This is a genomic window from Pseudomonas gingeri, assembly GCF_013385635.1.
Classification (GTDB): Bacteria; Pseudomonadota; Gammaproteobacteria; order Pseudomonadales; family Pseudomonadaceae; genus Aquipseudomonas; species Aquipseudomonas gingeri_A.
The window spans coordinates 148,303-172,894 of record NZ_JACAPR010000007.1; the positions used below are offsets into that span (position 1 = coordinate 148,303).

Genomic DNA, 24,592 nt, shown 5'->3' on the forward strand with positions numbered 1-24,592 from the left:
GCTCGGTGTTTTCGCCGGTGGTGTCCCCTAACCGAGGGTGACCAAGCATGCAAGAAAGCGTGATGCAGCGCATGTGGAACAGCGGCTATCTTTCAGGTGGTAACGCTGCCTATGTGGAAGAGCTTTATGAGCTCTACCTGCACGACCCTAACGCTGTGCCAGAAGAATGGCGCACCAAATTTCAGACGTTGCCCGCTGACGGCAACGCTGCCACCGATGTATCGCACTCGACAATCCGCGAGCATTTCGTGTTGCTGGCAAAGAACCAGCGCCGCGCCCAACCGGTATCTGCCGGCAGCGTGAGCAGTGAGCACGAGAAGAAGCAGGTTGAAGTGCTGCGATTGATCCAGGCCTATCGGATGCGTGGCCACCAGGCAGCCCAGCTTGACCCGCTGGGACTGTGGCAGCGTCCTGCACCTGCAGACCTGTCGATCAATCATTACGGCTTGACCAATGCCGATCTTGATACGACCTTCCGTGCCGGCGACCTGTTCATCGGCAAAGAGGAAGCGAGCCTACGCGAAATTCACGAAGCGTTGCAGCAGACATATTGCCGCACCATCGGCGCCGAGTTCACCCACATCGTCGATTCCGAGCAGCGCCACTGGTTCCAGCAGCGCCTGGAAAGCGTGCGCGGCCGTCCGGTCTTCTCCGCGGACATCAAGAGCCACCTGCTCGAGCGCGTCACCGCCGCCGAAGGCCTGGAAAAGTACCTGGGTACCAAATACCCGGGCACCAAGCGTTTCGGCCTGGAAGGTGGCGAGAGCCTGATTCCGATGCTGGACGAGATGATCCAGCGTTCCGGTTCCTACGGCACCAAGGAAATCGTCATCGGCATGGCCCACCGTGGCCGGCTGAACGTGCTGGTCAACACCTTCGGCAAGAACCCGCGCGAGCTGTTCGACGAGTTCGAAGGCAAGAAGAAGGTCGAGCTGGGTTCCGGTGATGTGAAATACCACCAGGGCTTCTCGTCCAACGTGATGACCACCGGTGGTGAAGTCCACCTGGCCATGGCATTCAACCCGTCCCACCTGGAAATCGTTTCCCCGGTGGTCGAAGGTTCGGTGCGTGCCCGCCAGGACCGTCGCAACGATGCGACCGGTGACAAGGTCCTGCCGATTTCCCTCCACGGTGATGCTGCATTCGCAGGTCAGGGCGTGGTCATGGAAACCTTCCAGATGTCGCAGACTCGCGGCTTCAAGACGGGCGGCACGATCCACATCGTGATCAACAACCAGGTCGGTTTCACCATCAGCAACCCGCTGGACTCGCGTTCCACCGAGTACGCCACCGACGTCGCGAAGATGATCCAGGCACCGATCCTCCATGTAAATGGCGATGATCCGGAAGCCGTGCTGTTCGTGACCCAGCTGGCTGTCGACTACCGTATGCAGTACAAGCGCGACGTGGTGATCGACCTGGTCTGCTACCGTCGTCGTGGCCACAACGAGGCTGACGAGCCAAGTGGTACCCAGCCGCTGATGTACCAGCAGATCACCAAGCAGCGCACTACCCGTGAGCTGTACGCCGAGCGCCTGGTTCAGGCCAAGGTGCTGGATGACGCGCGTGTTCAGGCGAAGGTCGACGAATACCGCAACGCCCTGGACAATGGTCTGCACGTGGTGAAGAGTCTGGTCAAGGAACCGAACAAGGAGTTGTTCGTCGACTGGCGCCCTTACCTGGGTCATGCGTGGACTGCTCGTCACGACACCCGCTTCGATCTGAAGACCTTGCAGGAACTGTCCGCCAAGCTGCTGGAAATTCCGGAAGGCTTCGTGGTCCAGCGTCAGGTCGCGAAGATCTACGAAGACCGTCAGAAGATGCAAGCCGGCGGCCTGCCGATCAACTGGGGCTACGCTGAAACCATGGCGTACGCGACCCTGGCGTTCGAAGGTCACCCGATCCGCATGACCGGCCAGGACATCGGCCGCGGTACGTTCTCGCACCGTCATGCCGTGTTGCACAACCAGAAAGACGCGGGCACCTACATTCCGCTGCAGAACCTGTACGAAGGTCAGCCACGCTTCGACCTGTACGACTCGTTCCTGTCGGAAGAAGCGGTACTGGCGTTCGAGTACGGTTACTCGACCACCACGCCGAATGCCCTGGTTATCTGGGAAGCCCAGTTCGGCGACTTCGCCAACGGTGCCCAGGTGGTTGTCGACCAGTTCATCACCAGTGGCGAGCACAAGTGGGGTCGTCTGTGCGGCCTGACCATGCTGCTGCCGCACGGTTATGAAGGTCAGGGTCCGGAGCACTCCTCGGCCCGTCTGGAGCGCTACCTGCAGCTGTGCGCCGAGCACAACGTCCAGGTCTGCGTGCCGACCACCCCGGCTCAGATCTACCACCTGCTGCGTCGTCAGGTCATCCGTCCGCTGCGCAAGCCGCTGATCGTGCTGACACCGAAGTCGCTGCTGCGTCACAAGCTGGCAATCTCCACGCTGGAAGATCTGGCCGAAGGTTCGTTCCAGACCGTTATCCCGGAAATCGACGCCCAGGATCCGAAAAAGGTCCAGCGCCTGGTTCTGTGCAGCGGCAAAGTCTACTACGACCTGCTGGAAAAACGCCGTGCCGAAGAGCGTGACGATATCGCCGTCGTGCGTATCGAGCAGTTGTACCCATTCCCTGAGGACGACCTGATCGAAGTCCTGGCTCCGTACAAGAACCTCAAACATATCGTTTGGTGTCAGGAAGAGCCGATGAACCAGGGTGCCTGGTACAGCAGCCAGCATCACATGCGTCGCATCATCAGTGGCCACGACAAGTCGCTCGTACTCGAGTACGCCGGTCGTGACGCTTCTGCTGCTCCAGCTTGTGGTTATGCATCGATGCACGCCGAGCAACAGGAAAAACTGTTGCAAGATGCCTTTACTGTTTAACGCCTCGCGCACCTGAAACCGAATTTAAGGAACCACAGATAATGGCTATCGAGATCAAAGCCCCCCAATTTCCGGAATCGGTTGCCGATGGCACCGTTGCCACCTGGCACAAGCAGCCGGGCGATGCGGTCAAGCGCGACGACCTGATCGTCGACATCGAAACCGACAAGGTTGTACTGGAAGTCCTGGCTGAAGCCGACGGCGTTCTGGGCGCTATCGTTGCGAAGGAAGGCGACACCGTTCTTTCCGCACAAGTGCTGGGCTCCATCGAAGAAGGCGGTGCCGCCGCTCCTGCTCCGGCTGCCGCTCCTGCCGCCGCCGCACAAGCTGCTGCCCCGGCTGCCGCTGGTGGTGAAGACGATCCGGTTGCTGCTCCGGCCGCGCGCAAGCTTGCTGAAGAAAACGGCATCAACATCGCTTCCGTTGCCGGTACCGGCAAAGGCGGTCGTGTGACCAAGGAAGACGTGGTGGCTGCCGTTGCCGCGAAGAAAGCCGCTCCGGCTGCTGCTCCGGCCAAGGCTGCCGCCCCGGCCGCCGCTGCTCCTGTGTTCGCTGCCGGCGATCGCACCGAGAAGCGTGTACCGATGACCCGCGTACGTGCCACCGTGGCCAAGCGTCTGGTTGAAGCCCAGTCGAACATGGCGATGCTGACCACGTTCAACGAAGTCGACATGACCGAAGTCATGGCCCTGCGTTCGAAGTACAAGGATCTGTTCGAGAAGTCCCACAACGGCGTGCGCCTGGGCTTCATGTCGTTCTTCGTGAAAGCGGCCACCGAGGCGCTGAAGCGCTTCCCGGCTGTCAACGCTTCGATCGACGGCGCGGACATCGTCTACCACGGTTTCGCCGACGTGGGTGTTGCCGTTTCCAGCGATCGTGGCCTGGTAGTACCGGTACTGCGTAACGCCGAGCTGATGAGCCTGGCCGAAATCGAAGGCGGCATCGCCACCTTCGGCAAGAAAGCCCGTGACGGCAAGCTGTCCATCGATGAAATGACCGGCGGTACGTTCACCATCACCAACGGTGGTACATTCGGTTCGATGATGTCGACCCCGATCGTCAACCCGCCACAAGCGGCGATCCTGGGTATGCACAACATCATCCAGCGTCCGATGGCAATCAACGGTCAGGTCGTGATCCGCCCGATGATGTACCTGGCTCTGTCCTACGATCACCGTTTGATCGACGGTAAAGAAGCTGTGACCTTCCTGGTTACCATCAAGAACCTGCTGGAAGACCCGGCTCGTTTGCTGCTGGATATCTGATTTTGCCCAAAGGGCAGGGCGCCTGGCGCCTTGCCCGCCGTGTAAATGACCAGCTTCGTCCCACGACGGTCGCCAAAAGCGGTCGTCCGGTTTGATTCGATAAGGAATGACACATGACTCAGAAATTCGACGTGGTAGTGATTGGCGCGGGTCCTGGCGGCTATGTAGCCGCCATCAAGGCCGCGCAACTTGGCCTCAAGACTGCCTGCATCGAGAAGTACCAGGACAAAGAGGGCAAGCTGGCCCTCGGCGGTACTTGCCTGAACGTGGGCTGCATTCCCTCCAAGGCGCTGCTGGACAGCTCCTGGAAGTACCACGAAGCCAAGGATGCTTTCGCCATCCACGGTATCACCACCGGTGACGTGAAGATGGACGTCCCGGCGATGGTCGGTCGCAAGGCCAACATCGTCAAGGGTCTGACCAGCGGTGTTGCCACCCTGTTCAAGGCCAACGGCGTGACTTCGATCCAGGGCCACGGCAAGCTGCTGGCCGGCAAGAAAGTCGAAGTGACCGGTCCCGATGGCGTTGTCCAGATCATCGAAGCCGAGAACGTGATCCTGGCTCCAGGTTCCCGTCCGATCGACATCCCGCCTGCTCCGGTAGACCAGAAGGTGATCGTCGATTCGACCGGCGCCCTGGAATTCCAAGCCGTACCGAAGCGCCTGGGCGTCATCGGTGCCGGTGTGATCGGCCTGGAACTGGGTTCCGTCTGGTCCCGCCTGGGCGCTCAGGTGACCGTCCTGGAAGCCCTGGACACGTTCCTGCTGGCGGCTGACACCGCGGTGTCCAAGGAAGCGCTGAAGACCCTGACCAAACAAGGTCTGGACATCAAGCTGGGCGCTCGCGTGACCGGCTCGAAGGTCAACGGCGAAGAAGTGGTCGTGACCTATACCGACAAGGATGGCGAACAGACCATCACTTTCGACAAGCTGATCGTAGCCGTTGGTCGCCGTCCGGTGACCACCGACCTGCTGGCAGCCGACAGCGGCGTGACCCTCGACGAGCGTGGTTTCATCCACGTTGACGATCACTGCGCAACCACCGTTCCAGGCGTCTACGCCATTGGTGACGTGGTTCGCGGCATGATGCTGGCACACAAGGCTTCGGAAGAAGGCATCATGGTCGTCGAGCGCATCAAGGGCCACAAGGCCCAGATGAACTATGACCTGATCCCATCGGTTATCTACACCCACCCGGAAATCGCATGGGTCGGTAAAACCGAACAGGCCTTGAAAGCTGAAGGCGTTGAAGTTAACGTCGGCACCTTCCCGTTTGCCGCCAGCGGCCGTGCCATGGCAGCCAACGATACCGGTGGTTTCGTCAAGGTCATCGCTGATGCCAAGACCGACCGCGTCCTGGGTGTCCACGTGATTGGCCCAAGCGCTGCCGAGCTGGTACAGCAAGGCGCAATCGGTATGGAATTCGGCACCAGCGCCGAAGACCTGGGCATGATGGTCTTCTCCCATCCGACCCTGTCCGAAGCGTTGCACGAAGCGGCATTGGCAGTGAATGGCGGCGCCATCCACATTGCCAACAAGAAAAAACGCTAAGCGAATAATAAGAAACCACGGCGGATCGCCCGTCGTGAGCCTTGTGCGCAAGACTCACCGCGGAACATCCGCTGGACGCAGTCTTGCGTTGTTTCGCCGGGCGACCGGATAGCGACGCAAGCAGCAGTCACAGGTGGTGCGGCACTGCAATCAGTGCAGCACCGAACGCGCAGTACCTAACGAAGACGGTAAAAAGCATGAATCTTCACGAGTATCAGGGTAAGCAGCTGTTCGCTGAATACGGCCTGCCAGTATCCACCGGTTACGCGGTAGACACCCCGGAAGCAGCAGCAGAAGCTTGCGACAAAATCGGCGGCAGCGAGTGGGTTGTCAAAGCCCAGGTTCACGCCGGTGGTCGCGGTAAAGCGGGCGGCGTCAAGCTGGTTCGCAGCAAAGAAGACGCTAAAGCCTTCGCACAGCAGTGGCTGGGCAAGCGTCTGGTGACCTATCAGACTGATGCCAATGGCCAGCCTGTCACCAAGATCCTGGTTGAATCGTGCACTGATATCGCTAAAGAGCTGTACCTGGGCGCTGTCGTTGACCGTTCGAGCCGTCGCATCGTGTTCATGGCTTCCACCGAAGGTGGCGTGGACATCGAGAAAATCGCACATGACACCCCTGAGAAAATCCTCAAGGCCACTATCGATCCACTGGTTGGCGCCCAGCCATTCCAGGGTCGCGAGCTGGCATTCCAGCTGGGTCTGGAAGGCAAGCAGGTTGCCCAGTTCGCCAAGATCTTCGTAGGTCTGGCCAAGCTGTTCAAGGATCACGACCTGGCCCTGCTGGAAGTGAACCCGCTGGTGATCAAGGCTGACGGCGATCTGCATTGCCTCGATGCCAAGATCAACATCGACGCCAACGCCATGTACCGTCAGCCCAAGCTGAAAACCTTCCACGATCCGTCCCAGGACGATCCGCGCGAAGCGCACGCTGCCAAGTTCGAACTGAACTACGTAGCCCTGGAAGGCAACATCGGCTGCATGGTCAACGGTGCCGGCCTGGCCATGGGTACCATGGACATCGTCAACCTGCATGGCGGCAAGCCAGCCAACTTCCTCGACGTGGGCGGTGGTGCTACCAAGGAACGCGTAACCGAAGCGTTCAAGATCATCCTGTCCGACACCAACGTCGCTGCAGTACTGGTCAACATCTTCGGCGGCATCGTTCGTTGCGACATGATTGCCGAAGGCATCATCGGTGCAGTGAAAGAAGTCGGCGTGAAAATCCCGGTTGTTGTGCGCCTTGAAGGCAACAACGCTGAACTGGGCGCTAAAGTACTGGCAGAAAGCGGCTTGAACATCATCGCTGCTACCAGCCTGACCGACGCTGCTCAACAAGTTGTCAAAGCTGCGGAGGGCAAGTAATGAGCGTCCTGATCAATAAAGACACCAAAGTTATCTGCCAGGGTATTACCGGTTCGCAAGGTAGTTTCCACACCCAGCAAGCCATCGAATACGGCACCAAGATGGTCGGTGGCGTAACTCCGGGCAAAGGCGGCACCGAGCACCTGGGCCTGCCAGTGTTCAACACCGTGAAAGACGCTGTAGCAGCCACTGGCGCCACCGCCAGCGTGATCTACGTTCCAGCTCCTTTCTGCAAGGACTCGATCCTGGAAGCGGCATTCGGCGGCATCAAGCTGATCGTCTGCATCACCGAAGGCATTCCTACCCTGGACATGCTGGACGCCAAAGTTAAGTGCGACGAACTGGGTATCACCCTGATCGGCCCTAACTGCCCAGGCGTGATCACTCCAGGCGAATGCAAGATCGGCATCATGCCAGGTCACATTCACTTGCCAGGCAAGGTCGGTATCGTTTCCCGTTCCGGCACCCTGACCTACGAAGCTGTGAAGCAGACCACTGACGCCGGTTTCGGTCAGTCGACCTGCGTCGGCATCGGCGGTGACCCGATCCCGGGTTCGAACTTCATCGACATCCTGAAGCTGTTCCAGGAAGACCCGAAGACCGAAGCGATCGTCATGATCGGTGAGATCGGCGGTTCGGCTGAAGAAGAAGCGGCTGCCTACATCAAGGCTCACGTGACCAAGCCGGTTGTTTCCTACATCGCTGGTGTGACTGCTCCTCCGGGCAAGCGCATGGGCCATGCTGGCGCAATCATCTCTGGCGGCAAAGGCACTGCAGACGAGAAGTTCGCTGCTCTGCAAGACGCAGGCGTGAAAACCGTGCGTTCGCTGGCAGACATCGGCAAGGCCCTGGCCGAGCTGACCGGTTGGGCTGTCAAGTAAGCCTCGCGCTTAGCTGACGCTCCACCAGCAAAGGCCACCTTCGGGTGGCCTTTGTGCTTTGTGGGTAGGGGAAAGGCCTGTGTCGTTTGTGCTGGCCTCTTCGCGGGCAAGCCCGCTCCCACAGATTTTATGTGTACGACGCGGACACTGTGTGTGCGGGCTTGCCCGCGAAGGTATCACTACAGGCTGCACCAATTTCATACGAAAACGCGACAGGGAAGTGTCGCTTATCGGACAACGCGCCCTCTAACAGTGCGTTTTCCGCGCAAATTCGTTAGTCTGGCAGCCATTTTGCGCTTGCTCCCCAAAAGGGATCGGCGCGCTAAACGGGTCAACCTCAAACGGGTCGACAGCATTTCCCTCACCCCACGGGAAATCCCTCTCTAAATTCCGATTCAGCAGTGTGGTATTTCCTTAAATGAAAGTGTTGAAAGGCCAGGACATCCTGGCACTTGGTTTTATGACGTTTGCCCTGTTCGTCGGGGCCGGCAATATCATCTTCCCCCCTATCGTCGGCCTGCAGTCCGGGCCCCATGTCTGGCTGGCGGCGCTGGGTTTCCTGATTACCGCGGTCGGCCTGCCGGTCATCACCGTGGTTGCCCTGGCCAAGGTCGGCGGCGCCATGGACGCCTTGAGCAGCCCGATCGGCAAGCTCGCTGGCGGTGTGCTGGCGGCGGTCTGCTACCTGGCGGTCGGCCCGTTGTTCGCCACGCCACGGACCGCGACCGTGTCCTTTGAAGTCGGCCTGGCGCCGTTGACCGGCGAAAGTCCGCTGGCGCTGTTCCTCTACAGTTCGGTGTATTTCCTGCTGGTGTTCTTCATCTCCCTGTACCCGGGGCGCCTGCTGGATACCGTCGGGCGCTTTCTCGCCCCGCTGAAGATCATTGCCCTGGCGGTACTGGGTATCGCCGCGTTTGCCTTGCCGGCGGGGGATATCGGTGTCGCCACGCCTGAATACGTGGCGGCGCCGTTTTCCCAGGGCTTTATCAATGGCTACCTGACCATGGATACCCTCGGTGCCCTGGTGTTCGGTATCGTCATCGTCAATGCCATCCGCTCCCGTGGGGTCGAGTCGCCGCGCCTGATCACCCGCTACGCGATCATCGCCGGACTGATCGCCGGTATCGGCCTGGCGCTGGTGTATATCAGCCTGTTCCGCCTGGGCTCGGGCAGCCATGAAGTGGCGGTCGGTGCCACCAACGGTGCGGCGGTACTGCATGCGTATGTGCAACATACCTTCGGTTCACTGGGCAGCGGTTTCCTCGCGGTGCTGATTTCCCTGGCTTGCCTGGTGACGGCGGTCGGCCTGACCTGTGCCTGCGCCGAGTACTTCAGCCGTGTGTTGCCGCTGTCGTACAAGAGCCTGGTGATCATCCTGGCGGCGTTTTCGCTGCTGGTGTCGAACCTGGGGCTGACCAAGCTGATCGCGTTCTCGATTCCGGTGCTGACGGCGATCTATCCGCCCTGCATCGCCCTGGTGGCGTTGAGCTTCTGCCAGTCGTTCTGGCACTCCCAGGGGCGTATCGTCGGGCCGGTGATGCTGGTGGCGTTCCTGTTCGGGATGGTCGATGCGCTCAAGGGCGCCGGTCTGGCGGACTGGATGCCTGCGCAGCTGTCCCATTTGCCGCTGAGCGAGCAGGGACTGGCCTGGCTGGTGCCTTCGGTGATCATGCTGGCGGTGGTCGTGGTGATCGACCGTATGCTCGGCAAACGCAGCGAAGCGCTCGCCTGACATGGACGCTCTGCGTCCGCTTCTGTGACGCAGAGCGTCACGGGCTGCATTCCCACGCTGGAGCGTGGGAACGATCAATACAGGCACCAGGCAAAATAAAACCCGCACAAAGCGGGTTTTATTTTGCGTGAAGGTTTTTGCCGGTGAGTCCTTGCAAGAACCTCCGGGGCAATCAGGAGCCGGTGGCTTCCTTGGATTGCTCTTCGGCAGCCGCTTTGCTGGATTCAGCCTGAGCTTTGGCGGCTTCGGCGTTTTCCTTCGCAGCATCGTTCACCTTATCCTGAGCTTCGTTCATTTTTTGCTGAGCTTGCTCGGCGTGTTGATTTGCGTCTTGAGCTTTGTCCTCTGATTTTTTATCGCAGGCAGCGAGACCCAGAGAAGCGGTCAGCATCAAGGCAATAGCTAAAGTCTTACGCATGGGGTATTGCTCCTTTGTGGAAATAGTTACTACTGGCCGTTCGAACTCGCCCGTAAGGGTTAAGTTCCTTGATTTGCAAAGATATATAACTATTTCGGGTGCGGAACTTTTGCCAATTGTGCCGATTCTATCGTCGCCGCTATTCATATGAGATGTGTCATTACATGAGCCAAAACCCCGTTTTTGAGCGCGCCACGCGCTTTCTCGGTGCACTCAGGCATTGCCAGGTTCTCGGGCTTTCCCTGCACAGCGCCGATGCTCGGGGATTGACCCTGATCCTGCCCTACAGCCCGCATATCGTCGGCGACCCGCAGACCGGCGTGATCCATGGCGGCGCCCTTGCATCGCTGATGGACACCGCCTGCGGCATGGCCACCTTGTGCGTCCTGCCCGAGTTCGAAGTCTGTCCGACCCTCGACCTGCGGATCGACTACATGCACCCCGCGCAACCCCAGCAGGACGTCTACGGCTTCGCCGAATGCTATCGGGTCACCCGCGACATCATCTTTGCCCGTGGTTTTGCCTATCAGGACGATCCCGCCAACCCCATCGCCCATGTGGTCGGCACCTTCATGCGCATGGGCAAGGGCATCAAGGGCACCCAGCGCTTCGCTGGCTCGATCGGCGTAGGGGCGGCATGAGCAGCGACTTCAAGGACCTGCTCCAGCAGGCGCACCAGCAAGGCGACTACGGCCAGCTCCTGCAACGGATTCCCTATGCCAAGCTGATCGGCATCGAATGCTCCCGGCTGGGGGACGAGTTGCTGTTCCGCCTGCCGGCGAGCAAGGACAATATTGGTAACCCTTTGTTGCCGGCGATCCATGGCGGTGTCATCGCCGGCTTCATGGAACTGGCAGCGGCGCTGCACCTGCTGGTCTTCACCGGCTCGCCCGGAGTGCCCAAGGTCATCGACTTCTCCCTCGACTACCTGCGCGCCGGGCAGTTTCGCGATACCTATGCCAAATGCCAGGTCTGTCGCCAGGGCCGACGGGTGGCGAATGTCGCCATTACCGCCTGGCAGAGCACCGAGGCGGAGCCGATTGCCACCGCGCGAGCCCACTTCAAGATCGAGGAAACGTTGCCGGGCACTTGAAATCCCCACCATAGCCCCCAACTTTGATGACAACCCGCCGCCAACCCTCCGGGAGCGGCCACTGCCATCCAATTGGAGTTTGATGACCATGAGTGTGGAAACTCAAAAGGAAACCCTGGGCTTCCAGACCGAGGTGAAGCAATTGCTGCACCTCATGATCCATTCGCTGTATTCCAACAAGGAAATCTTCCTTCGCGAATTGATCTCCAACGCCTCCGACGCTGTCGACAAATTACGTTTCGAAGCCCTGTCCAAGCCTGAGTTGCTGGAAGGTGGCGCCGAACTGAAAATCCGTGTGAGCTTCGACAAGGACGCCAAGACCGTCACCCTCGAAGACAACGGTATCGGCATGAGCCGCGACGATGTGATCACCCACCTGGGGACCATCGCCAAGTCGGGCACCGCCGATTTCATGAAGAACCTCTCGGGCGACCAGAAAAAGGATTCGCACCTGATCGGCCAGTTCGGCGTGGGCTTCTACTCGGCCTTTATCGTCGCCGACCAGGTTGAAGTGTTCAGCCGCCGTGCCGGCCTGTCGGCCAGCGAAGGCGTGCACTGGTCTTCCAGGGGCGAGGGCGAGTTCGAAGTCGCCACCGTCGAGAAGGCTGATCGTGGTACCCGCATCGTCCTGCACCTGAAGTCCGCTGAAGACGAGTTCGCCGATGGCTGGCGCCTGCGCAACATCATCAAGAAGTACTCTGACCATATCGCCCTGCCGATCGAGCTGCCGAAAGAAGCCGCGGCCGCCGAAGGGGAAGAGAAGCTGGCGCTGGAGTGGGAGACCGTCAACCGCGCCAGTGCCCTGTGGACCCGTCCGCGCACCGAGGTTGCGGATGCGGAATACCAGGAGTTCTACAAGCACATCGCCCATGACTACGAGAACCCGCTGAGCTGGAGCCACAACAAGGTCGAAGGCAAGCTGGAATACAGCTCGCTGCTCTACGTGCCGGCCCGTGCACCGTTCGACCTGTACCAGCGCGAAGCGCCGAAAGGCCTCAAGCTGTATGTCCAGCGTGTCTTCGTCATGGACCAGGCCGAGTCCTTCCTGCCGCTGTACCTGCGTTTCATCAAGGGTGTGGTCGACTCCAACGACCTGTCCCTGAACGTTTCGCGGGAAATCCTGCAGAAAGACCCGATCATCGACTCGATGAAGTCGGCGTTGACCAAGCGTGTCCTCGACATGCTGGAAAAACTGGCGAAGAACGAGCCCGAGCAATACAAGGGCTTCTGGAAGAACTTCGGCCAGGTCATGAAAGAAGGCCCGGCCGAGGATTTCGCCAACAAGGAAAAAATCGCCGGTCTGCTGCGTTTCGCCTCCACCCAGGGCGAAGAAGGCGAGCAGGTGGTGTCCCTGGCCGAGTACCTGGCACGCGCCAAGGAAGGCCAGGACAAGATCTACTTCCTGACTGGCGAAACCTACGCCCAGGTCAAGAACAGCCCGCACCTGGAAGTCTTCCGCAAGAAAGGCATCGAAGTGCTGCTGCTGACCGATCGCATCGACGAGTGGCTGATGAGCTACCTCAACGAATTCGACGGCAAGAGCTTTGTCGACGTGGCACGGGGTGACCTGGACCTGGGCAACCTGGACTCGGAAGAGGACAAGAAGGCTGCCGAGGAGGTCGCCAAGACCAAGGAAGGCCTGGTGGAGCGCCTCAAGACCGCCCTGGGCGATGCCGTCAGCGAAGTGCGGGTTTCCCACCGCCTGACCGACTCGCCGGCGATCCTGGCCATCGGTGAGCAGGACCTGGGCCTGCAGATGCGCCAGATCCTCGAAGCCAGCGGGCAGAAGGTTCCGGATTCCAAGCCGATCTTCGAATTCAACCCGACCCACCCATTGATCGAGAAGCTCGATGCCGAGCCGGACGAGGACCGCTTCGGCGACCTGTCCCATATCCTGCTCGACCAGGCGGCCCTGGCGGCCGGTGACAGCTTGAAGGACCCGGCGGCCTATGTGCGTCGACTGAACAAGCTGCTGGTTGAACTGTCGGTTTGATCACGCTGTAGAAAAACCCGCTTCGGCGGGTTTTTTAATTTCCAGATGTCCTTGCGGAGTGTGCAATGAGCCAAATCACTGTGAGTTCTGTGGTCTATCAGATTGATGGCCAGTCCTATGAGGGCCGCCTGGCTTTCGACGCCAGTCACCAGGGCACGCGCCCGGGGCTGTTGATGGCACCCAACTGGATGGGTGTCAGCGCTGGTGCGGAAAAGATTGCCGAGGCCGTGGCTGGCAAAGGCTATGTGGTGCTGATCGCCGACCTCTATGGCCAGTCGGTTCGCCCACAGAACGGCGACGAGGCGGGTGCGGCGATGATGCCGTTGAAGAACGACCGGGCCGAGCTGCGCAAGCGCATGCAGGCCGCGTTCGAAGCGCTGCAGGGGCAGGGCCTGGCGGCGGTGGATACCTCGAAGCTGGCGACCTTCGGTTTCTGCTTCGGCGGTTGCTGCTCGCTGGAGCTGGCCCGTACCGGCGCGCCGCTGAAAGCGGCGGTTTCGTTCCATGGCACACTGGATACGCCGAACCCGGCGGATGCGCGCAACATCAAGGGCTCGGTCCTGGTGCTGCACGGCGCTTCCGACCCGTTGGTGGCGAAGGAACAACTGCCGGCATTCGAAGACGAGATGAACGCCGCCGGTGTCGATTGGCAATTGTTGAGCTACGGCGGCGCGGTGCACTCGTTCACTGATCCGCATGCCAACGTGCCGGGCAAGATGATGTACGACGCGAAGACCGCCAGCCGCGCCTTCGTATCGATGCATAACCTGCTGGAAGAAGTGTTCAAGGGCTGAGCCTTGTTGCGGCCATGAGGGCCTCTTCGCGGGCAAGCCGACTCCTACAGGTTGTTGATCGTTCCCACGCTCCGCGTGGGAACGCCTCTCTGGACGCTCTGCGTCCGCTGTTGTGACGCGGAGCGTCACGGGCTGCATGCCCACGCGGAGCGTGGGAACGATCTATAAATTCACCGCCGCCATCGCCGGCAAGCCGGCTCCCACAGGTTTTGCGGCGCCCGCTAGAGGCGGGTCGGCAATTCGATCCGCTCGCTTTCCCCCGGCACCGTCGGCCAGTCCCCGGCCGCCCAGCGTGTCCGGGCCTGATCGATCAATGTCGGATCGCTGGCGACGAAGTTCCAGTTCATCCGCCGTGGCCCATCCAGCGGCGCCCCGCCAATCACCACCAGGTGACACTCACCCGCGGCGAACAACGTGGGGCTTTCCCCGCCTGCCAGCACCACCAGGCTGCGCGCTTCCAAGGGCTCACCGTCCAGCTCGGCTTCACCTTCCAGCACATACAGCGCCCGTTCCTCATGTTCATCGGGGATCAACAGGGTGGTCGCCGTGTCCATCCACACCTCGGCATATACCGTGGGCGACAACACCGGCACCGGTGACGTCAGGCAAAAGCCGCTGCCGGCGATCAGGCGGATCCTGACCCCCAGGTTGTCGCTGGTGGGCAGGCTGGCCGCGGGGTGATGGCTGTAGTGCCCCAGCCCCTGTTCATGCGTCCTCGGCGATGCCAGCCAGACCTGCAGGCCATGCAGGGTGGAACCACTGGCCGTCAGTTCGGCCGGTGTACGTTCGACATGGGCAATGGCGCTGCCGGCGGTCATCCAGCTCACTGCGCCGGGGCCTACCCGCTGGTCGGAACCGAGGCTGTCCTTGTGCAGCAGTTCGCCTTCGAAGAGGTAGGTCAGGGTCGACAGGCCGATATGCGGATGCTGCCGGATATTCATGCCGCTGCCCGGTGGGTAGCGGGTTTCCAGCATATGGTCGAAAAACACGAAGGGTCCGACGCTGCGGCACTGGGCCGAGGGCAGGGGGCGCAGGATCGGTTGGCCTTCGACATCCTCGGCGCGAGGGCGGATCACCAGCGGTGTGTTCATGGGGGCTTCCAGGCTCGGCGGGCAATGCGCAGAGCATAACCCGCTTTTTCGCCGTTGCCCTTACTGGCTGAAGGCGCCTTCGGAGAGCAGGGTTTCGATGCTGACTTCGCTGGTAGTCATCAATTTGTGGATCGGGCAGCGATCGGCGACCTTATGCAACTCGTCGCGCTGGGCGTCGCTCAGCACGCCCTTGAGGGTGAGCTTGACCAGCAGGCCATATTTGCCCTTCTGTTCCTGGCTGTTGTCGCGCTTGACCTCCACCGTGACGCCGGTCAGCGGGATGCCTTTCTTCTGGGCGTAGAGCTTCAGGGTCAGGGCCTTGCACGCCCCCAGCGCGGCATCGAAGTAGTCGTGGGGTTCCGGTGCGGAGCCTTCGCCTCCGGCGGTCCTGGGCACATCGGCGAACAACTGATGATCATCGATCTGCACGCTGTGACGAAAACCTTCGCTCGATTCGGTGTTGATGGTGATGGTCATGACAAGCCTCATGGAGAGTGTGACGGGAAAAGACCCTGAACCTTATAGAACACTCCCTCGGGACGGTGTTCAGCTTTTTTAGCGTGCGCGCCCCATTGCGCAACGCACATCGGACTTCCTGGGCGTTTTGATATCACGCTTTCGTCTAACGCAAATACGGCAAATGCCTCTACCGTTGAAGGGCGGCGTGCTGCATGACCAATGCAGCGTTTTTTGGATGAAGTGCTGGGAAGGGAAGCGAATCGATGAGCAGTATCCGGAGTCTGAACATAGCGCCAAGGGCGGGATTGGGATTTGGCCTGCTGGCGTTGATGGTGTGCCTGTTGGGTGGTTTTGCCCTGTTGCAGATGGGCAATATGCGCCAGCAATCCGAAGCGGTGGAAGTCAATTGGTTGCCCAGTGTGATGACGGTCGGCGAGATCAGCCAGGATCTGCTGCGGATCCGCGCGCTGACCCTGCGTCTGTTGATCAACCGCGATCCCCAGGCCCTGACGGAGAACGAAGCCAAGCTCAATGACCTGAAAAATGGCCTGGGCAAGGCGCAGGGGCGCTACGAGGCGTTGATGTCGTTGCCCCGGGAACATGAACTGTTCGAGCGTTTCAAGAGCGTCGAACAGCAATACCTCCAGCGCCAGCAGCAGGTCGTGGCCCTGTCCGGAGAAGGTCGGCTCGAAGACGCGGTGCGTATCGTCAACGGCGAGATGAACCAGTTGGCCGATGAAATGGCCGCGACCCTGCATGATCTGGTGGAACTCAACAAGCACAGCGCCACCCAGGCCACGAACCTGGCCGAGGCGGTATTCAGTCGTTCGCGGATCTGGGTTGCCGGGATGATTGCCCTGACCGCGCTGATCACTGTCGGCCTGGCGCTGCTGCTGACCCGCAGTATCGTCCTGCCGCTGGCGCAGTCGCTGGGGGTGGCCGAAGTGGTGGCCTCCGGCGACCTGACCGCGGTGATCGACGTCGACGGCCACGACGAGCCGGCACGTCTGCAGGCGGCGCTCAGGGACATGCAGCAGCACCTGCGGGAGACGATCCGACAGATTTCCGATTCTTCCAGCCAGTTGGCCTCCGCCTCCGAGGAACTCAGTTGTGTCACCGAGGATGCCACCCGTGGCTTGCACCAGCAGAGCCTGGAGATCGAACAGGCGGCCACCGCGGTCAACCAGATGACGGCGGCGGTGGAAGAGGTGGCGAGCAATGCGGTGGCGACGTCCGAGGCCTCGCGCGAGTCCGACCGGATCGCCCAGCATGGCCGCGAGCAGGTGCGCCAGGCGGTGGCATCCATCGAGTCCCTGGCCGATGACGTCAGCGGTAATGTGCTGCAGGTCGAGGACCTGGCGCAGAAGATCCATGGCATCAGCAAGGTGCTGGAGGTGATCCGTTCGGTGGCCGAGCAGACCAACCTGCTGGCGCTGAACGCAGCCATCGAGGCGGCCCGGGCGGGGGAGGCGGGGCGTGGCTTCGCCGTGGTGGCCGATGAGGTGCGCGGGCTGGCCCACCGGACCCAGCAGTCGACCCAGGAAATCGAGCAGATGATCGGAGCGATCCAGCATGGCACCGAGCAGGCGGTCGGCGCCATGCAGAAAAGCAATGGCCGGGCCCGTTCGACTCTGGAAGTGGCCAAGGCCGCGGGCGATGCCCTGGACGAGATCGCCGCGGCGATCACCCTGATCAACGAACGCAACCTGGTGATTGCCAGCGCCTCGGAGGAACAGGCGGCTGTGGCGCGGGAAGTGGACCGCAACCTGATGAATATCCGTGACCTGGCCTTGCAGACCTCGGCCGGGGCCAACCAGACCAGCGCGGCGAGCCAGGAGCTGTCACGGCTGGCAGTGGACCTCAATGCCCTGGTGGCGCGCTTTTCGGTCTAAGGAACACTCTGCTCTGTGGCGGAGCCATTGTGGGAGGGGGCTTGCCCCCGAAGTTTTCAGTACTCCACTGACCTCTTCGTGGGCAAGCCCACTCCCACACAAGCCCGCTCGCCACTGGGAGTTGTTGTTCCGATGCACAAAAAAACGCCCCGAACCAGTCGGGGCGTTTTTCATCGTGCGATCAGGCTGGGCCTACTTGCCCTGCCAGCGCTTCAGGACCAGGGTGGCGTTGGTGCCACCGAAGCCGAAGCTGTTGCTCATCACGTTGTTCAACTCGACGTTTTCGCGCGTCTTGGTCAGCACCGGCAGGTCGGCGACTTCCGGGTCCAGCTCGTCGATATTGGCGGAACCGGCAATGAACTTGCCTTCCATCATCAGCAGGCAGTAGATGGCTTCGTGAACGCCGGCGGCGCCCAGGGAGTGACCCGACAGGCTCTTGGTCGAACTGATGGCCGGGGCCTTGTCGCCGAAGACTTCACGCACACCCTTCATTTCCGCGACGTCGCCGACCGGCGTCGAGGTACCGTGGGTGTTCAGGTAGTCGATCGGGCCGTCAACGGTGGCCATGGCCATCTGCATGCAGCGCACGGCGCCTTCGCCGCTTGGCGCAACCATGTCGTAGCCGTCGGACGTCGCACCGTAGCCGACGATTTCGGCGTAGATCTTCGCGCCGCGGGCCAGGGCGTGTTCCAGCTCCTCGACCACGACCATGCCGCCGCCGCCGGCGATGACAAAACCGTCACGCTTGGCGTCGTAGGCGCGGGAGGCCTTTTCCGGGGTTTCGTTGTACTGGGTGGACAGGGCGCCCATGGCGTCGAACAGGAACGACTGGCTCCAGTGCTCTTCTTCACCGCCACCGGCGAAGACGATGTCCTGCTTGCCCATCTGGATCTGCTCCAGCGCGGTACCGATGCAGTGGGCACTGGTGGCGCAGGCGGAGGAGATCGAGTAGTTCAGGCCCTTGATCTTGAACGGCGTGGCCAGGCACGCGGAAACGGTGCTGCCCATGGTGCGGGTCACGCGGTAGGGACCGACGCGCTTCACGCCTTTTTCGCGCAGGATATCCAGCGCTTCCATCTGGTTCAGGGTCGATGCGCCGCCGGAGCCGGCTACCAGGCCGGTACGCGGGTTGGAAACCTGCTCGTCGGTCAGGCCGGAGTCGGCGATCGCGTCCTTCATGGCCAGGTAGGCGTAAGCCGCCGCGTGGCCGACGAAGCGATAGATCTTGCGATCGATCAGTTCTTCGAGGTTGAGGTCGATGGAGCCGGAAACCTGGCTACGCAGACCCATTTCGGCATATTCCGGGTTGAAGCGGATGCCAGGGCGGCTTGCACGCAGGTTAGCGGAGACGGTCTCTTTGTCATTGCCCAGGCACGAAACGATGCCCAGACCAGTGATAACGACGCGGCGCATGCGGATAACCCTTAGAAGTTGTCAGTGGAGGTGAAAACGCCGACCCGGAGGCCTTCGGCGGTGTAGATCTCGCGACCGTCGACCGTCACCGAACCGTCGGCGATGGCCAGGTTCAGCTTGCCCTTGAGGACGCGCTTGATCTGAATGTTATAGGTGACTTTCTTGGCGGTCGGCAGGACCTGGCCGAAGAATTTCACTTCGCCCGAACCCAGCGCACGGCCGCGGCCCGGCAGGCCTTGCCAGCCGAGGAAGAAACCGACCAGTTGCCACATGGCATCGAGGCCCAGGCAGCCCGGCATCACCGGATCGCCTTCGAAATGGCAGGCGAAGAACCACAGGTCCGGGGTGATATCCAGCTCGGCGACCAATTCACCTTTGCCGTACTTGCCACCCTCTTCGCTGATATGGGTGATGCGATCCACCATCAGCATGTTCGGGGCGGGCAGTTGCGCGTTACCTGGGCCGAACAGCTCACCGCGACTGCAGCGAAGCAGATCTTCCCGGGTAAAGGCGTTTTGTTTGGTCATGCGAGCTCCTCAATAATCCCATGCGGCAGGGTGGGGCAAATCTTCCCGGCCGATCGAAGCCTTCATGCCTCGAATCGACAGCCTACTCATAGACTATTGCGTTGTAGTGAAAGTCACAGCACAAGGGACATGAATGTACACTTGTGCACTGAAATTATTATTCAAGCCGGTTTCATGGCTCGTTTGGGTGCCTAAGACTGCCGCACTTTCGTCTTTCACGCCAGTCACACGTGGTATTCAGGGTACCCAACGCCGGAGAATCTGCTGTAGATCCGTGCGTTTGAAGGGCTTGGCCAGGTAATCGTCCATGCCGGCCTGCAAGCACTGCTGGCGGTCGCCTTGCAAGGCATTGGCGGTCAGGGCGATGATCGGCAGTTGTGCGCCGTCGGGCAGTTGACGGATCTGCCGGGTGGCTTCGTAGCCATCGACGAGCGGCAGCCGGCAGTCCATCAGGATCGCCGCGAAGTCGCCGCCTTTCGCCTGCTCGACGGCCTCGATGCCGTCATGGGCCAGGCTGACCTCGAAGCCCAGGCTGCGCAACATGGCTTCGATCACGGTCTGGTTCACCGGGTTGTCTTCCACCAGCAGGACCTTGCGCCCTTCACCGTGGCCGGCGAGCAGCTGCGGCAAGGCCTCCGGCTCGACCTGGCGGTACAGCGCCAGGGGGATTTCCAGGGTGAACACCGAGCCCTGGCCCTCTTCGCTGCGGGCGTGCAGGGTGCCGCCCATGCGCTCGGCCAGGGTCCGGGCAATCGGCAGGCCTAGGCCGGTGCCGCCATAACGCCGGGAGATCGAGCTGTCGGCCTGCTGGAAGGCATCGAACATCAGTTCCAGCCGTTCGGCGGAAATCCCGATGCCGCTGTCGCGCACCGTGCAACTGAACCAGATCACCTCGTCATCCAGGCCCTGCCAGGCCGGCTCGATACTGACGCTGCCGTGCTCGGTGAATTTCAGCGCATTGCCGATCAGGTTGACGAGGATCTGCCGGATCCGTGTCGGGTCGCCCTTGACCTGCAGGTGGTGCAGGTCCGCCGGGAGCTGCAGGTTCAGTTGCAGCCCGCGTTGCACGGCGCTGTGCTGGAAGGCCTGGGCACAGCTGCTGATCAGCTCGCCGAGGCCGAACGGGATATGTTCCAGTTCCAGGGCCGAACGCTCTATCCGCGAGAAATCGAGGATGTCATTGATGACCTTGAGCAAGTGCTCGGTGGACTCCGAGGCGAGGGTCGCGTACTCGGCCTGTTCCTCAGTCATTTCCGTGGTTTCGAGCAGTTGCAGCATGCCCAGCACGCCGTTCATCGGGGTGCGCAGTTCATGGCTCATCATGGCCAGGAAGTCGGACTTGGCATTGTTCGCCCGTTCCGCCTCCTCGCGGGTCTGGATCAACTGCGCGATGGCCTGGTGCTGTTCGCGGCTGGCTTGTTCGAGGCCGGTGGCGAGGTTGTTGATATGCCGCGCCAGATCGCCGAGCTCGGTGTCATCCGGCACCGGCAGCGGGGTCTTGTAGTCGCCCTGCTGGATGGCCTTGACCGCGTGGCCCATGGCACTGATCGGCTGCGACAGGTTCCCCGCCAGGCGGCGGGCGAGGAGGAAGGTGAAGAGCAGGGCGAACAGCGCCAGGATCCCGGCCTTGAGCAGGATCTCCTGCTGGCGCTGGTTGAAGGCGTCGTTGGACATGCCGACGATCACCCGCCCCAGGTAATCCTCGCCCGCCGGCATGGCGGTGCCGCTGGTCCCTTGCAGGAAATCGCTGTCGAGCTGGATGCGTTGCAGGCGCACCGGGGCCTGGAATACTTCGACCTGCTGGGCCCGGCTATGGCTTTCCGTGGGTTGCTCGACATACACCAGGATGTTGTTGCTGCGGTCCTGGACTTCGAGGAAACGCACGTGCGGCGTGGTCAGGCTGGCCTTCATCAGGCTTTCGAGCACTTCATTGTTACCGGATATGACGCCGTACTCGGTAGCGGGCGCCAACTGGTTGGCGATCAACTGGCCGGTGTGATTGAGTTCCTGGCGCAGGTCCTGGATCCGCACAAAGGTGAAGAAGCTGATCAGCAACAGGGTCAGCAGCAGGGCCGGGCCGAGGCTGATCATCTGGGTACGGGCGTTGATGCCCCAATGCCGGCGCAGGGTCATGGACGGGATTCTCCTTCGGCCAGCCGGGTGGCGATCGAGACTTCGTCGATCGGCTCAAGGCTCAGCGAGCGGGCAACCTGCGGATTGCTCAGTATTTTGAAACGCGACGGGTAGAGCGTACGTGGCCAACTGGCGGGGGGCTGGTCGAGCAGCTTGTCGAGGATCGCCAGCCAGTCGTTCTGGTCGCTGTAGCTGCTGGCCAGGCTGCCGGCCTTGACGAAACCGGCGTTCGGCCCGATCAGCGCCAGTTGTCGGGCATAGCTGCTGAGCAACAGGTTTTTTGCGGTCTTCGGGTTGTACAGCGTCGGATCGTCGATGCCCAGCAATACGTCGCTGCCGCGCAACAGGTTTTGCAGGGGCCGGCTGTCGGCGGTGTCGTCCCAGCGCTGTGGCACGATTTCCAGTCCCAGCGGCCGGGCGGCCTGGCGCAGTTCCGCCAGGAGGAATTCGCTGTCATCGTCATACAGCACCCCGACCCGCCGTGCCTGCGGCAACACCGCGTTGATCAGGTGCAGTTGCCGCGAGGGCGGTGGGTCGCTCCAGAGCAGGCTGAGCTGGTTCGGCAGTTGTTCCCCGAGGCGTTGGCGGGCTTGCTGGCGGCTGATGCGCAAGACCAGGGTGGCCGGGCCCTGGCGGTCGCCCAGGCGCCAGTCGAGGCTGGGCGGGTCGAGCAGGATCAGGCGCGTACCTGGCGGTAGCTGGCTCGGCGGCGGCAGTTGCGTGAAGGGCACGAAACGTATCCGATCCTCGGGGCGCTGTTGCGCCAGGGCACCGGTAAAGGCCTGCACGCCGGAACTGTCTTCGGCGCCGGTGAGCAATACGTCGGCGGCCCTGGCCTGGGCCATCACCATCAGCAGCGCCATCAACAGTACCAGCAGGCCGCTTGCGAGCTTGCCGAGCCAGGCGCCGCAGGCCGATGTCATCCTTGACTGACGGTCGTCCATGCTCAGAATTCCAGCTCGGCGCTGAAGTAGAACACATGGCGCTGGTCGTAGTTGTTGTCGGGCCAGGTGACGGGCTGGTCATCCAGGCGCTGCTGCATGACCCCGGACAGTTCCAGGCTGGCCTTGCGCAAGGGAATGCGCTTGGCGACCCGCAGGTCGACCCGTTGGAAGCTGTACTGATTGATCGCGTCATCACCGTAATAGAACAACGCGCTCGACCAGCCCGCGCCCCAGTCGCGCATCCAGCCGGCGGAGCCGCTGTTGCGGGCGGTGAACTGTTCGTCGGTGGGGTTGCTGGCCTGGGTATCGACATAGGCATAGGTCAGGCGCAGCCGGTCGGCGGCGCTCAGGTGCCAGTCGAGCTGGGTTTCGCTGCCGCTGAAGCGGGCGCTGTTGGCGTTGCTGGCGATGTACTGGTTGTTGCGCAGCGGTGAGCTGACCATCGAAGTGATTTCGTCGTAGAACAGTTTCACGTCGACGCTCAGTCCGATATCCGTGAAGAAGCCGTTGTAGCCCAGTTCCCGCGAGCGCATCCGCTCCTTGTCGAGGTTGCCCGGGCCACGGGTCTTGACGAAATACTGGCCGCTGGTCTGGCCATAGGTCGGCGAGTCGAGATTGGTGACCCGGTAGCTCCAGTTGACGTTGTTCTCGAACATGTCCGGCGAACGGATCGCCTCGGAATACACGGCACGCAGGCCATGACGCGGATTGATCAGGTAATTGACGGCAAACCGCGGGGTCAGCGAGTCGCCGGTCAGTTGCGCGTTTTCGTACATGGCGCCGCCCTGGAGCAACCAGTGTTCACTGGCGCGCCATTCGAGCTGGCCGAACAGGCGCCAGGTGTTGTCGTCGACGGTGCCATTGAAGTAGGTCTCGGAGTCTGCCCGGTCATAACGATAGTTCATGCCGCTGACCAGGCGCAGGCTGTCCGACAGGCTCAGGGTGTCCTGCAGCTCCAGGTCGTAGCGGGTTTCGCGGGTGCTCTGGTCGATATCGCCGCAGACGGTGTCCTTGCCGCCCTGGTTGTACCACTGGTCGAGGACCTGGTTGGCCAAGGCCTGCTCCGAAGAGCTCCCTGCCGGCGGGCTGCCCACGTTGTAGTTGGTCATGCCGCGCGCCAGCTTCTCCGCGTAATTGGGATTGAGCTGCCACAACTGCGTCAACTGTGGGCTGAACGACACCTTCGCATCACACGCGCGCCAGACCTGCTGGCGATCCCAGTGCTGGGCCGAGCCCTGGATGTAGAGGCTGTGCTGCGGGCTGATATCCAGGTTCCAGCGCAGGGAGCCGGCATAGTCCTTGGCCACCACATCGGAGTTGTCGCCGGCCTCCTGGATACCGGGGAACACCGCCTGGTAGGTATACGGCCGCTGGTTGGTGCCTTCCTTGGCATTCAACTGCCAGTCGATACTCTGGCTCTCGTTGAGCATCTGGCTGACCGACAGGTTGAAGCGATTCAGGCGCCGGCTGTCGCGGTAGTCGGCGCCGACACGATCGCTGTCGAAGCCGTCGTCCTGCTGGCCGGACATCGACAGGCGCAGGTCGCCGGTTTCCCAGCCGGTGCCCTCGCTCGCGTACCAGTCATTGATGCCGCGTTCGCCGCGAGTGACCTTGATGCGCGAGCCGTGGGTGCTGCCGGGCGACTTGGTGAGGATGTTGACCACCGCCATCAGCGCGTTGGCACCGTAGCTGACGGTGTTCGGACCCCGGAAGACTTCGATGCGCTCGATATCCTCTATGGCCACCGGGATATCGCTCCAGTCCACCGTCGCCAGTCCGGCCCGATAGACCGAGCGACCGTCGATCAGCACCTGCATGCGCCGGGCGTTGGCGGCGTCGGTGCCGTGGTAGTTGATCGCCGCCTGGTTGCCGTTGGTGTAGCCGACCATCATGCCCGGCACCAGGCGCAGCAGTTCGGCAATATCCCGGGCACCGCTGGCCTTGATCAGTTCGTTGTCGATCACGGTCATGCTGCCGGGTACCGAGGCCGGGGATTGTTTCAGGCGCGTGGCGGTCAATACCTCGGGCAGCGGCTGGTTTTCCAGGAACAGGTCGTCGGCCAGCACCGGGCTGCTGAACAACAGCGCCAGGAGCACGGAGGAGCGGGTGGTGGGAGGGCCAAAGTACACGGCTCAGCCTTGATAACAGATAATAGCCGCGCATG

Annotated in this window: 19 protein-coding genes; 11 read left to right on the forward strand and 8 right to left on the reverse strand. The window is 61.5% G+C overall.

The window, feature by feature from the left end; genetic code table 11:
- Positions 1 to 47: 47 nt before the first annotated feature.
- The 6 genes from HX851_RS34295 to brnQ all read left to right on the forward strand — a co-directional run bounded on the left by HX851_RS34295 (position 48) and on the right by brnQ (position 9,671).
- Positions 48 to 2,879, forward strand: a complete 2,832-nt coding sequence (locus HX851_RS34295) for a 2-oxoglutarate dehydrogenase E1 component (RefSeq protein ID WP_177057647.1) — start codon at positions 48 to 50, stop codon at positions 2,877 to 2,879.
- 41 nt (positions 2,880 to 2,920) lie between these two features.
- On the forward strand, positions 2,921 to 4,144 hold the full coding sequence (odhB, locus tag HX851_RS34300; protein WP_177057646.1) for a 2-oxoglutarate dehydrogenase complex dihydrolipoyllysine-residue succinyltransferase: 1,224 nt from the start codon (positions 2,921 to 2,923) through the stop codon (positions 4,142 to 4,144).
- 113 nt (positions 4,145 to 4,257) lie between these two features.
- On the forward strand, positions 4,258 to 5,694 hold the full coding sequence (lpdA, locus tag HX851_RS34305) for a dihydrolipoyl dehydrogenase (protein ID WP_177057645.1): 1,437 nt from the start codon (positions 4,258 to 4,260) through the stop codon (positions 5,692 to 5,694).
- Between the two features lie 197 nt (positions 5,695 to 5,891).
- Complete coding sequence (sucC, locus tag HX851_RS34310) at positions 5,892 to 7,058, forward strand: ADP-forming succinate--CoA ligase subunit beta (RefSeq protein ID WP_007919879.1); 1,167 nt, start codon at positions 5,892 to 5,894, stop codon at positions 7,056 to 7,058.
- Positions 7,058 to 7,939: a succinate--CoA ligase subunit alpha gene (gene sucD, locus HX851_RS34315; RefSeq protein ID WP_008032672.1), complete on the forward strand. Its 882-nt coding sequence runs from the start codon at positions 7,058 to 7,060 to the stop codon at positions 7,937 to 7,939. The genes sucC and sucD overlap by 1 nt, the downstream gene beginning before the upstream one ends.
- 418 nt (positions 7,940 to 8,357) lie before the next feature.
- A complete protein-coding gene (brnQ, locus tag HX851_RS34320; protein WP_177064226.1) occupies positions 8,358 to 9,671 on the forward strand; it encodes a branched-chain amino acid transport system II carrier protein in 1,314 nt (437 codons plus the stop codon).
- Between the two features lie 172 nt (positions 9,672 to 9,843).
- On the opposite strand, the gene HX851_RS34325 is transcribed toward brnQ, so the two are convergent.
- A complete protein-coding gene (locus HX851_RS34325) occupies positions 9,844 to 10,089 on the reverse strand; it encodes a hypothetical protein (RefSeq protein ID WP_177057643.1) in 246 nt (81 codons plus the stop codon).
- Positions 10,090 to 10,253: 164 nt separating this feature from the next.
- Between HX851_RS34325 and HX851_RS34330 the strand changes: the two genes are divergently transcribed.
- The 4 genes from HX851_RS34330 (at position 10,254) to HX851_RS34345 (ending at position 13,969) form a co-directional block, all read left to right on the forward strand.
- Positions 10,254 to 10,730, forward strand: a complete 477-nt coding sequence (locus HX851_RS34330) for a PaaI family thioesterase (protein ID WP_177057642.1) — start codon at positions 10,254 to 10,256, stop codon at positions 10,728 to 10,730.
- Positions 10,727 to 11,182, forward strand: coding sequence for a PaaI family thioesterase (locus tag HX851_RS34335; protein ID WP_177057641.1), 456 nt, complete (start codon positions 10,727 to 10,729; stop codon positions 11,180 to 11,182). The genes HX851_RS34330 and HX851_RS34335 overlap by 4 nt, the downstream gene beginning before the upstream one ends.
- 88 nt (positions 11,183 to 11,270) lie before the next feature.
- Positions 11,271 to 13,175 carry a molecular chaperone HtpG gene (gene htpG, locus HX851_RS34340; RefSeq protein WP_177064227.1) on the forward strand — a complete coding sequence of 635 codons (1,905 nt, stop codon included), beginning with the start codon at positions 11,271 to 11,273 and terminating at the stop codon, positions 13,173 to 13,175.
- 65 nt (positions 13,176 to 13,240) lie between these two features.
- Positions 13,241 to 13,969 (forward strand): dienelactone hydrolase family protein, encoded by a 729-nt coding sequence (locus tag HX851_RS34345; RefSeq protein WP_177057639.1) that lies wholly within the window; start codon positions 13,241 to 13,243, stop codon positions 13,967 to 13,969.
- A gap of 221 nt (positions 13,970 to 14,190) precedes the next feature.
- Here the strand turns inward: HX851_RS34345 and HX851_RS34350 are convergent, their stop codons facing one another.
- Together HX851_RS34350 and HX851_RS34355 are read right to left on the reverse strand one after the other, a co-directional pair.
- Entirely contained in the window at positions 14,191 to 15,060 is an 870-nt protein-coding gene (locus HX851_RS34350) for a pirin family protein (RefSeq protein WP_177057638.1), read from the reverse strand.
- A gap of 60 nt (positions 15,061 to 15,120) precedes the next feature.
- Positions 15,121 to 15,537, reverse strand: coding sequence for an OsmC family protein (locus HX851_RS34355; RefSeq protein ID WP_177057637.1), 417 nt, complete (start codon positions 15,535 to 15,537; stop codon positions 15,121 to 15,123).
- Between the two features lie 245 nt (positions 15,538 to 15,782).
- On the opposite strand from HX851_RS34355, the gene HX851_RS34360 reads away from it, so the two are divergent.
- Positions 15,783 to 17,411 carry a methyl-accepting chemotaxis protein gene (locus HX851_RS34360; RefSeq protein WP_177057636.1) on the forward strand — a complete coding sequence of 543 codons (1,629 nt, stop codon included), beginning with the start codon at positions 15,783 to 15,785 and terminating at the stop codon, positions 17,409 to 17,411.
- Between the two features lie 192 nt (positions 17,412 to 17,603).
- Here HX851_RS34360 and fabB read toward each other — a convergent pair whose 3' ends face one another.
- From fabB to HX851_RS34385, 5 genes are all read right to left on the reverse strand, one after another.
- On the reverse strand, positions 17,604 to 18,824 hold the full coding sequence (gene fabB, locus HX851_RS34365) for a beta-ketoacyl-ACP synthase I (protein WP_177057635.1): 1,221 nt from the start codon (positions 18,822 to 18,824) through the stop codon (positions 17,604 to 17,606).
- Positions 18,825 to 18,835: 11 nt separating this feature from the next.
- The gene (fabA, locus tag HX851_RS34370) at positions 18,836 to 19,351 is read right to left on the reverse strand and encodes a 3-hydroxyacyl-[acyl-carrier-protein] dehydratase FabA (protein ID WP_017127984.1); all 516 of its coding nucleotides are present in this window, start codon (positions 19,349 to 19,351) and stop codon (positions 18,836 to 18,838) included.
- A 237-nt stretch (positions 19,352 to 19,588) separates the two neighbouring features.
- On the reverse strand, positions 19,589 to 21,484 hold the full coding sequence (locus tag HX851_RS34375) for an ATP-binding protein (RefSeq protein ID WP_177057634.1): 1,896 nt from the start codon (positions 21,482 to 21,484) through the stop codon (positions 19,589 to 19,591).
- Entirely contained in the window at positions 21,481 to 22,407 is a 927-nt protein-coding gene (locus HX851_RS34380; protein ID WP_177057705.1) for an ABC transporter substrate-binding protein, read from the reverse strand. The genes HX851_RS34375 and HX851_RS34380 overlap by 4 nt, the downstream gene beginning before the upstream one ends.
- Before the next feature lie 23 nt (positions 22,408 to 22,430).
- Positions 22,431 to 24,557 (reverse strand): TonB-dependent receptor plug domain-containing protein, encoded by a 2,127-nt coding sequence (locus tag HX851_RS34385; RefSeq protein WP_177064228.1) that lies wholly within the window; start codon positions 24,555 to 24,557, stop codon positions 22,431 to 22,433.
- Positions 24,558 to 24,592 lie beyond the last annotated feature (35 nt).

Bases quoted from the DNA above. Each gene is read 5' to 3' on its own strand.
- HX851_RS34295 (WP_177057647.1), top strand. From the start codon at position 48: ATGCAAGAAAGCGTGATGCAGCGCATGTGGAACAGCGGCTATCTTTCA.
- odhB (WP_177057646.1), top strand. From the start codon at position 2,921: ATGGCTATCGAGATCAAAGCCCCCCAATTTCCGGAATCGGTTGCCGAT.
- lpdA (WP_177057645.1), top strand. From the start codon at position 4,258: ATGACTCAGAAATTCGACGTGGTAGTGATTGGCGCGGGTCCTGGCGGC.
- sucC (WP_007919879.1), top strand. From the start codon at position 5,892: ATGAATCTTCACGAGTATCAGGGTAAGCAGCTGTTCGCTGAATACGGC.
- sucD (WP_008032672.1), top strand. From the start codon at position 7,058: ATGAGCGTCCTGATCAATAAAGACACCAAAGTTATCTGCCAGGGTATT.
- brnQ (WP_177064226.1), top strand. From the start codon at position 8,358: ATGAAAGTGTTGAAAGGCCAGGACATCCTGGCACTTGGTTTTATGACG.
- HX851_RS34325 (WP_177057643.1), bottom strand. From the start codon at position 10,089: ATGCGTAAGACTTTAGCTATTGCCTTGATGCTGACCGCTTCTCTGGGT.
- HX851_RS34330 (WP_177057642.1), top strand. From the start codon at position 10,254: ATGAGCCAAAACCCCGTTTTTGAGCGCGCCACGCGCTTTCTCGGTGCA.
- HX851_RS34335 (WP_177057641.1), top strand. From the start codon at position 10,727: ATGAGCAGCGACTTCAAGGACCTGCTCCAGCAGGCGCACCAGCAAGGC.
- htpG (WP_177064227.1), top strand. From the start codon at position 11,271: ATGAGTGTGGAAACTCAAAAGGAAACCCTGGGCTTCCAGACCGAGGTG.
- HX851_RS34345 (WP_177057639.1), top strand. From the start codon at position 13,241: ATGAGCCAAATCACTGTGAGTTCTGTGGTCTATCAGATTGATGGCCAG.
- HX851_RS34350 (WP_177057638.1), bottom strand. From the start codon at position 15,060: ATGAACACACCGCTGGTGATCCGCCCTCGCGCCGAGGATGTCGAAGGC.
- HX851_RS34355 (WP_177057637.1), bottom strand. From the start codon at position 15,537: ATGACCATCACCATCAACACCGAATCGAGCGAAGGTTTTCGTCACAGC.
- HX851_RS34360 (WP_177057636.1), top strand. From the start codon at position 15,783: ATGAGCAGTATCCGGAGTCTGAACATAGCGCCAAGGGCGGGATTGGGA.
- fabB (WP_177057635.1), bottom strand. From the start codon at position 18,824: ATGCGCCGCGTCGTTATCACTGGTCTGGGCATCGTTTCGTGCCTGGGC.
- fabA (WP_017127984.1), bottom strand. From the start codon at position 19,351: ATGACCAAACAAAACGCCTTTACCCGGGAAGATCTGCTTCGCTGCAGT.
- HX851_RS34375 (WP_177057634.1), bottom strand. From the start codon at position 21,484: ATGACCCTGCGCCGGCATTGGGGCATCAACGCCCGTACCCAGATGATC.
- HX851_RS34380 (WP_177057705.1), bottom strand. From the start codon at position 22,407: ATGACATCGGCCTGCGGCGCCTGGCTCGGCAAGCTCGCAAGCGGCCTG.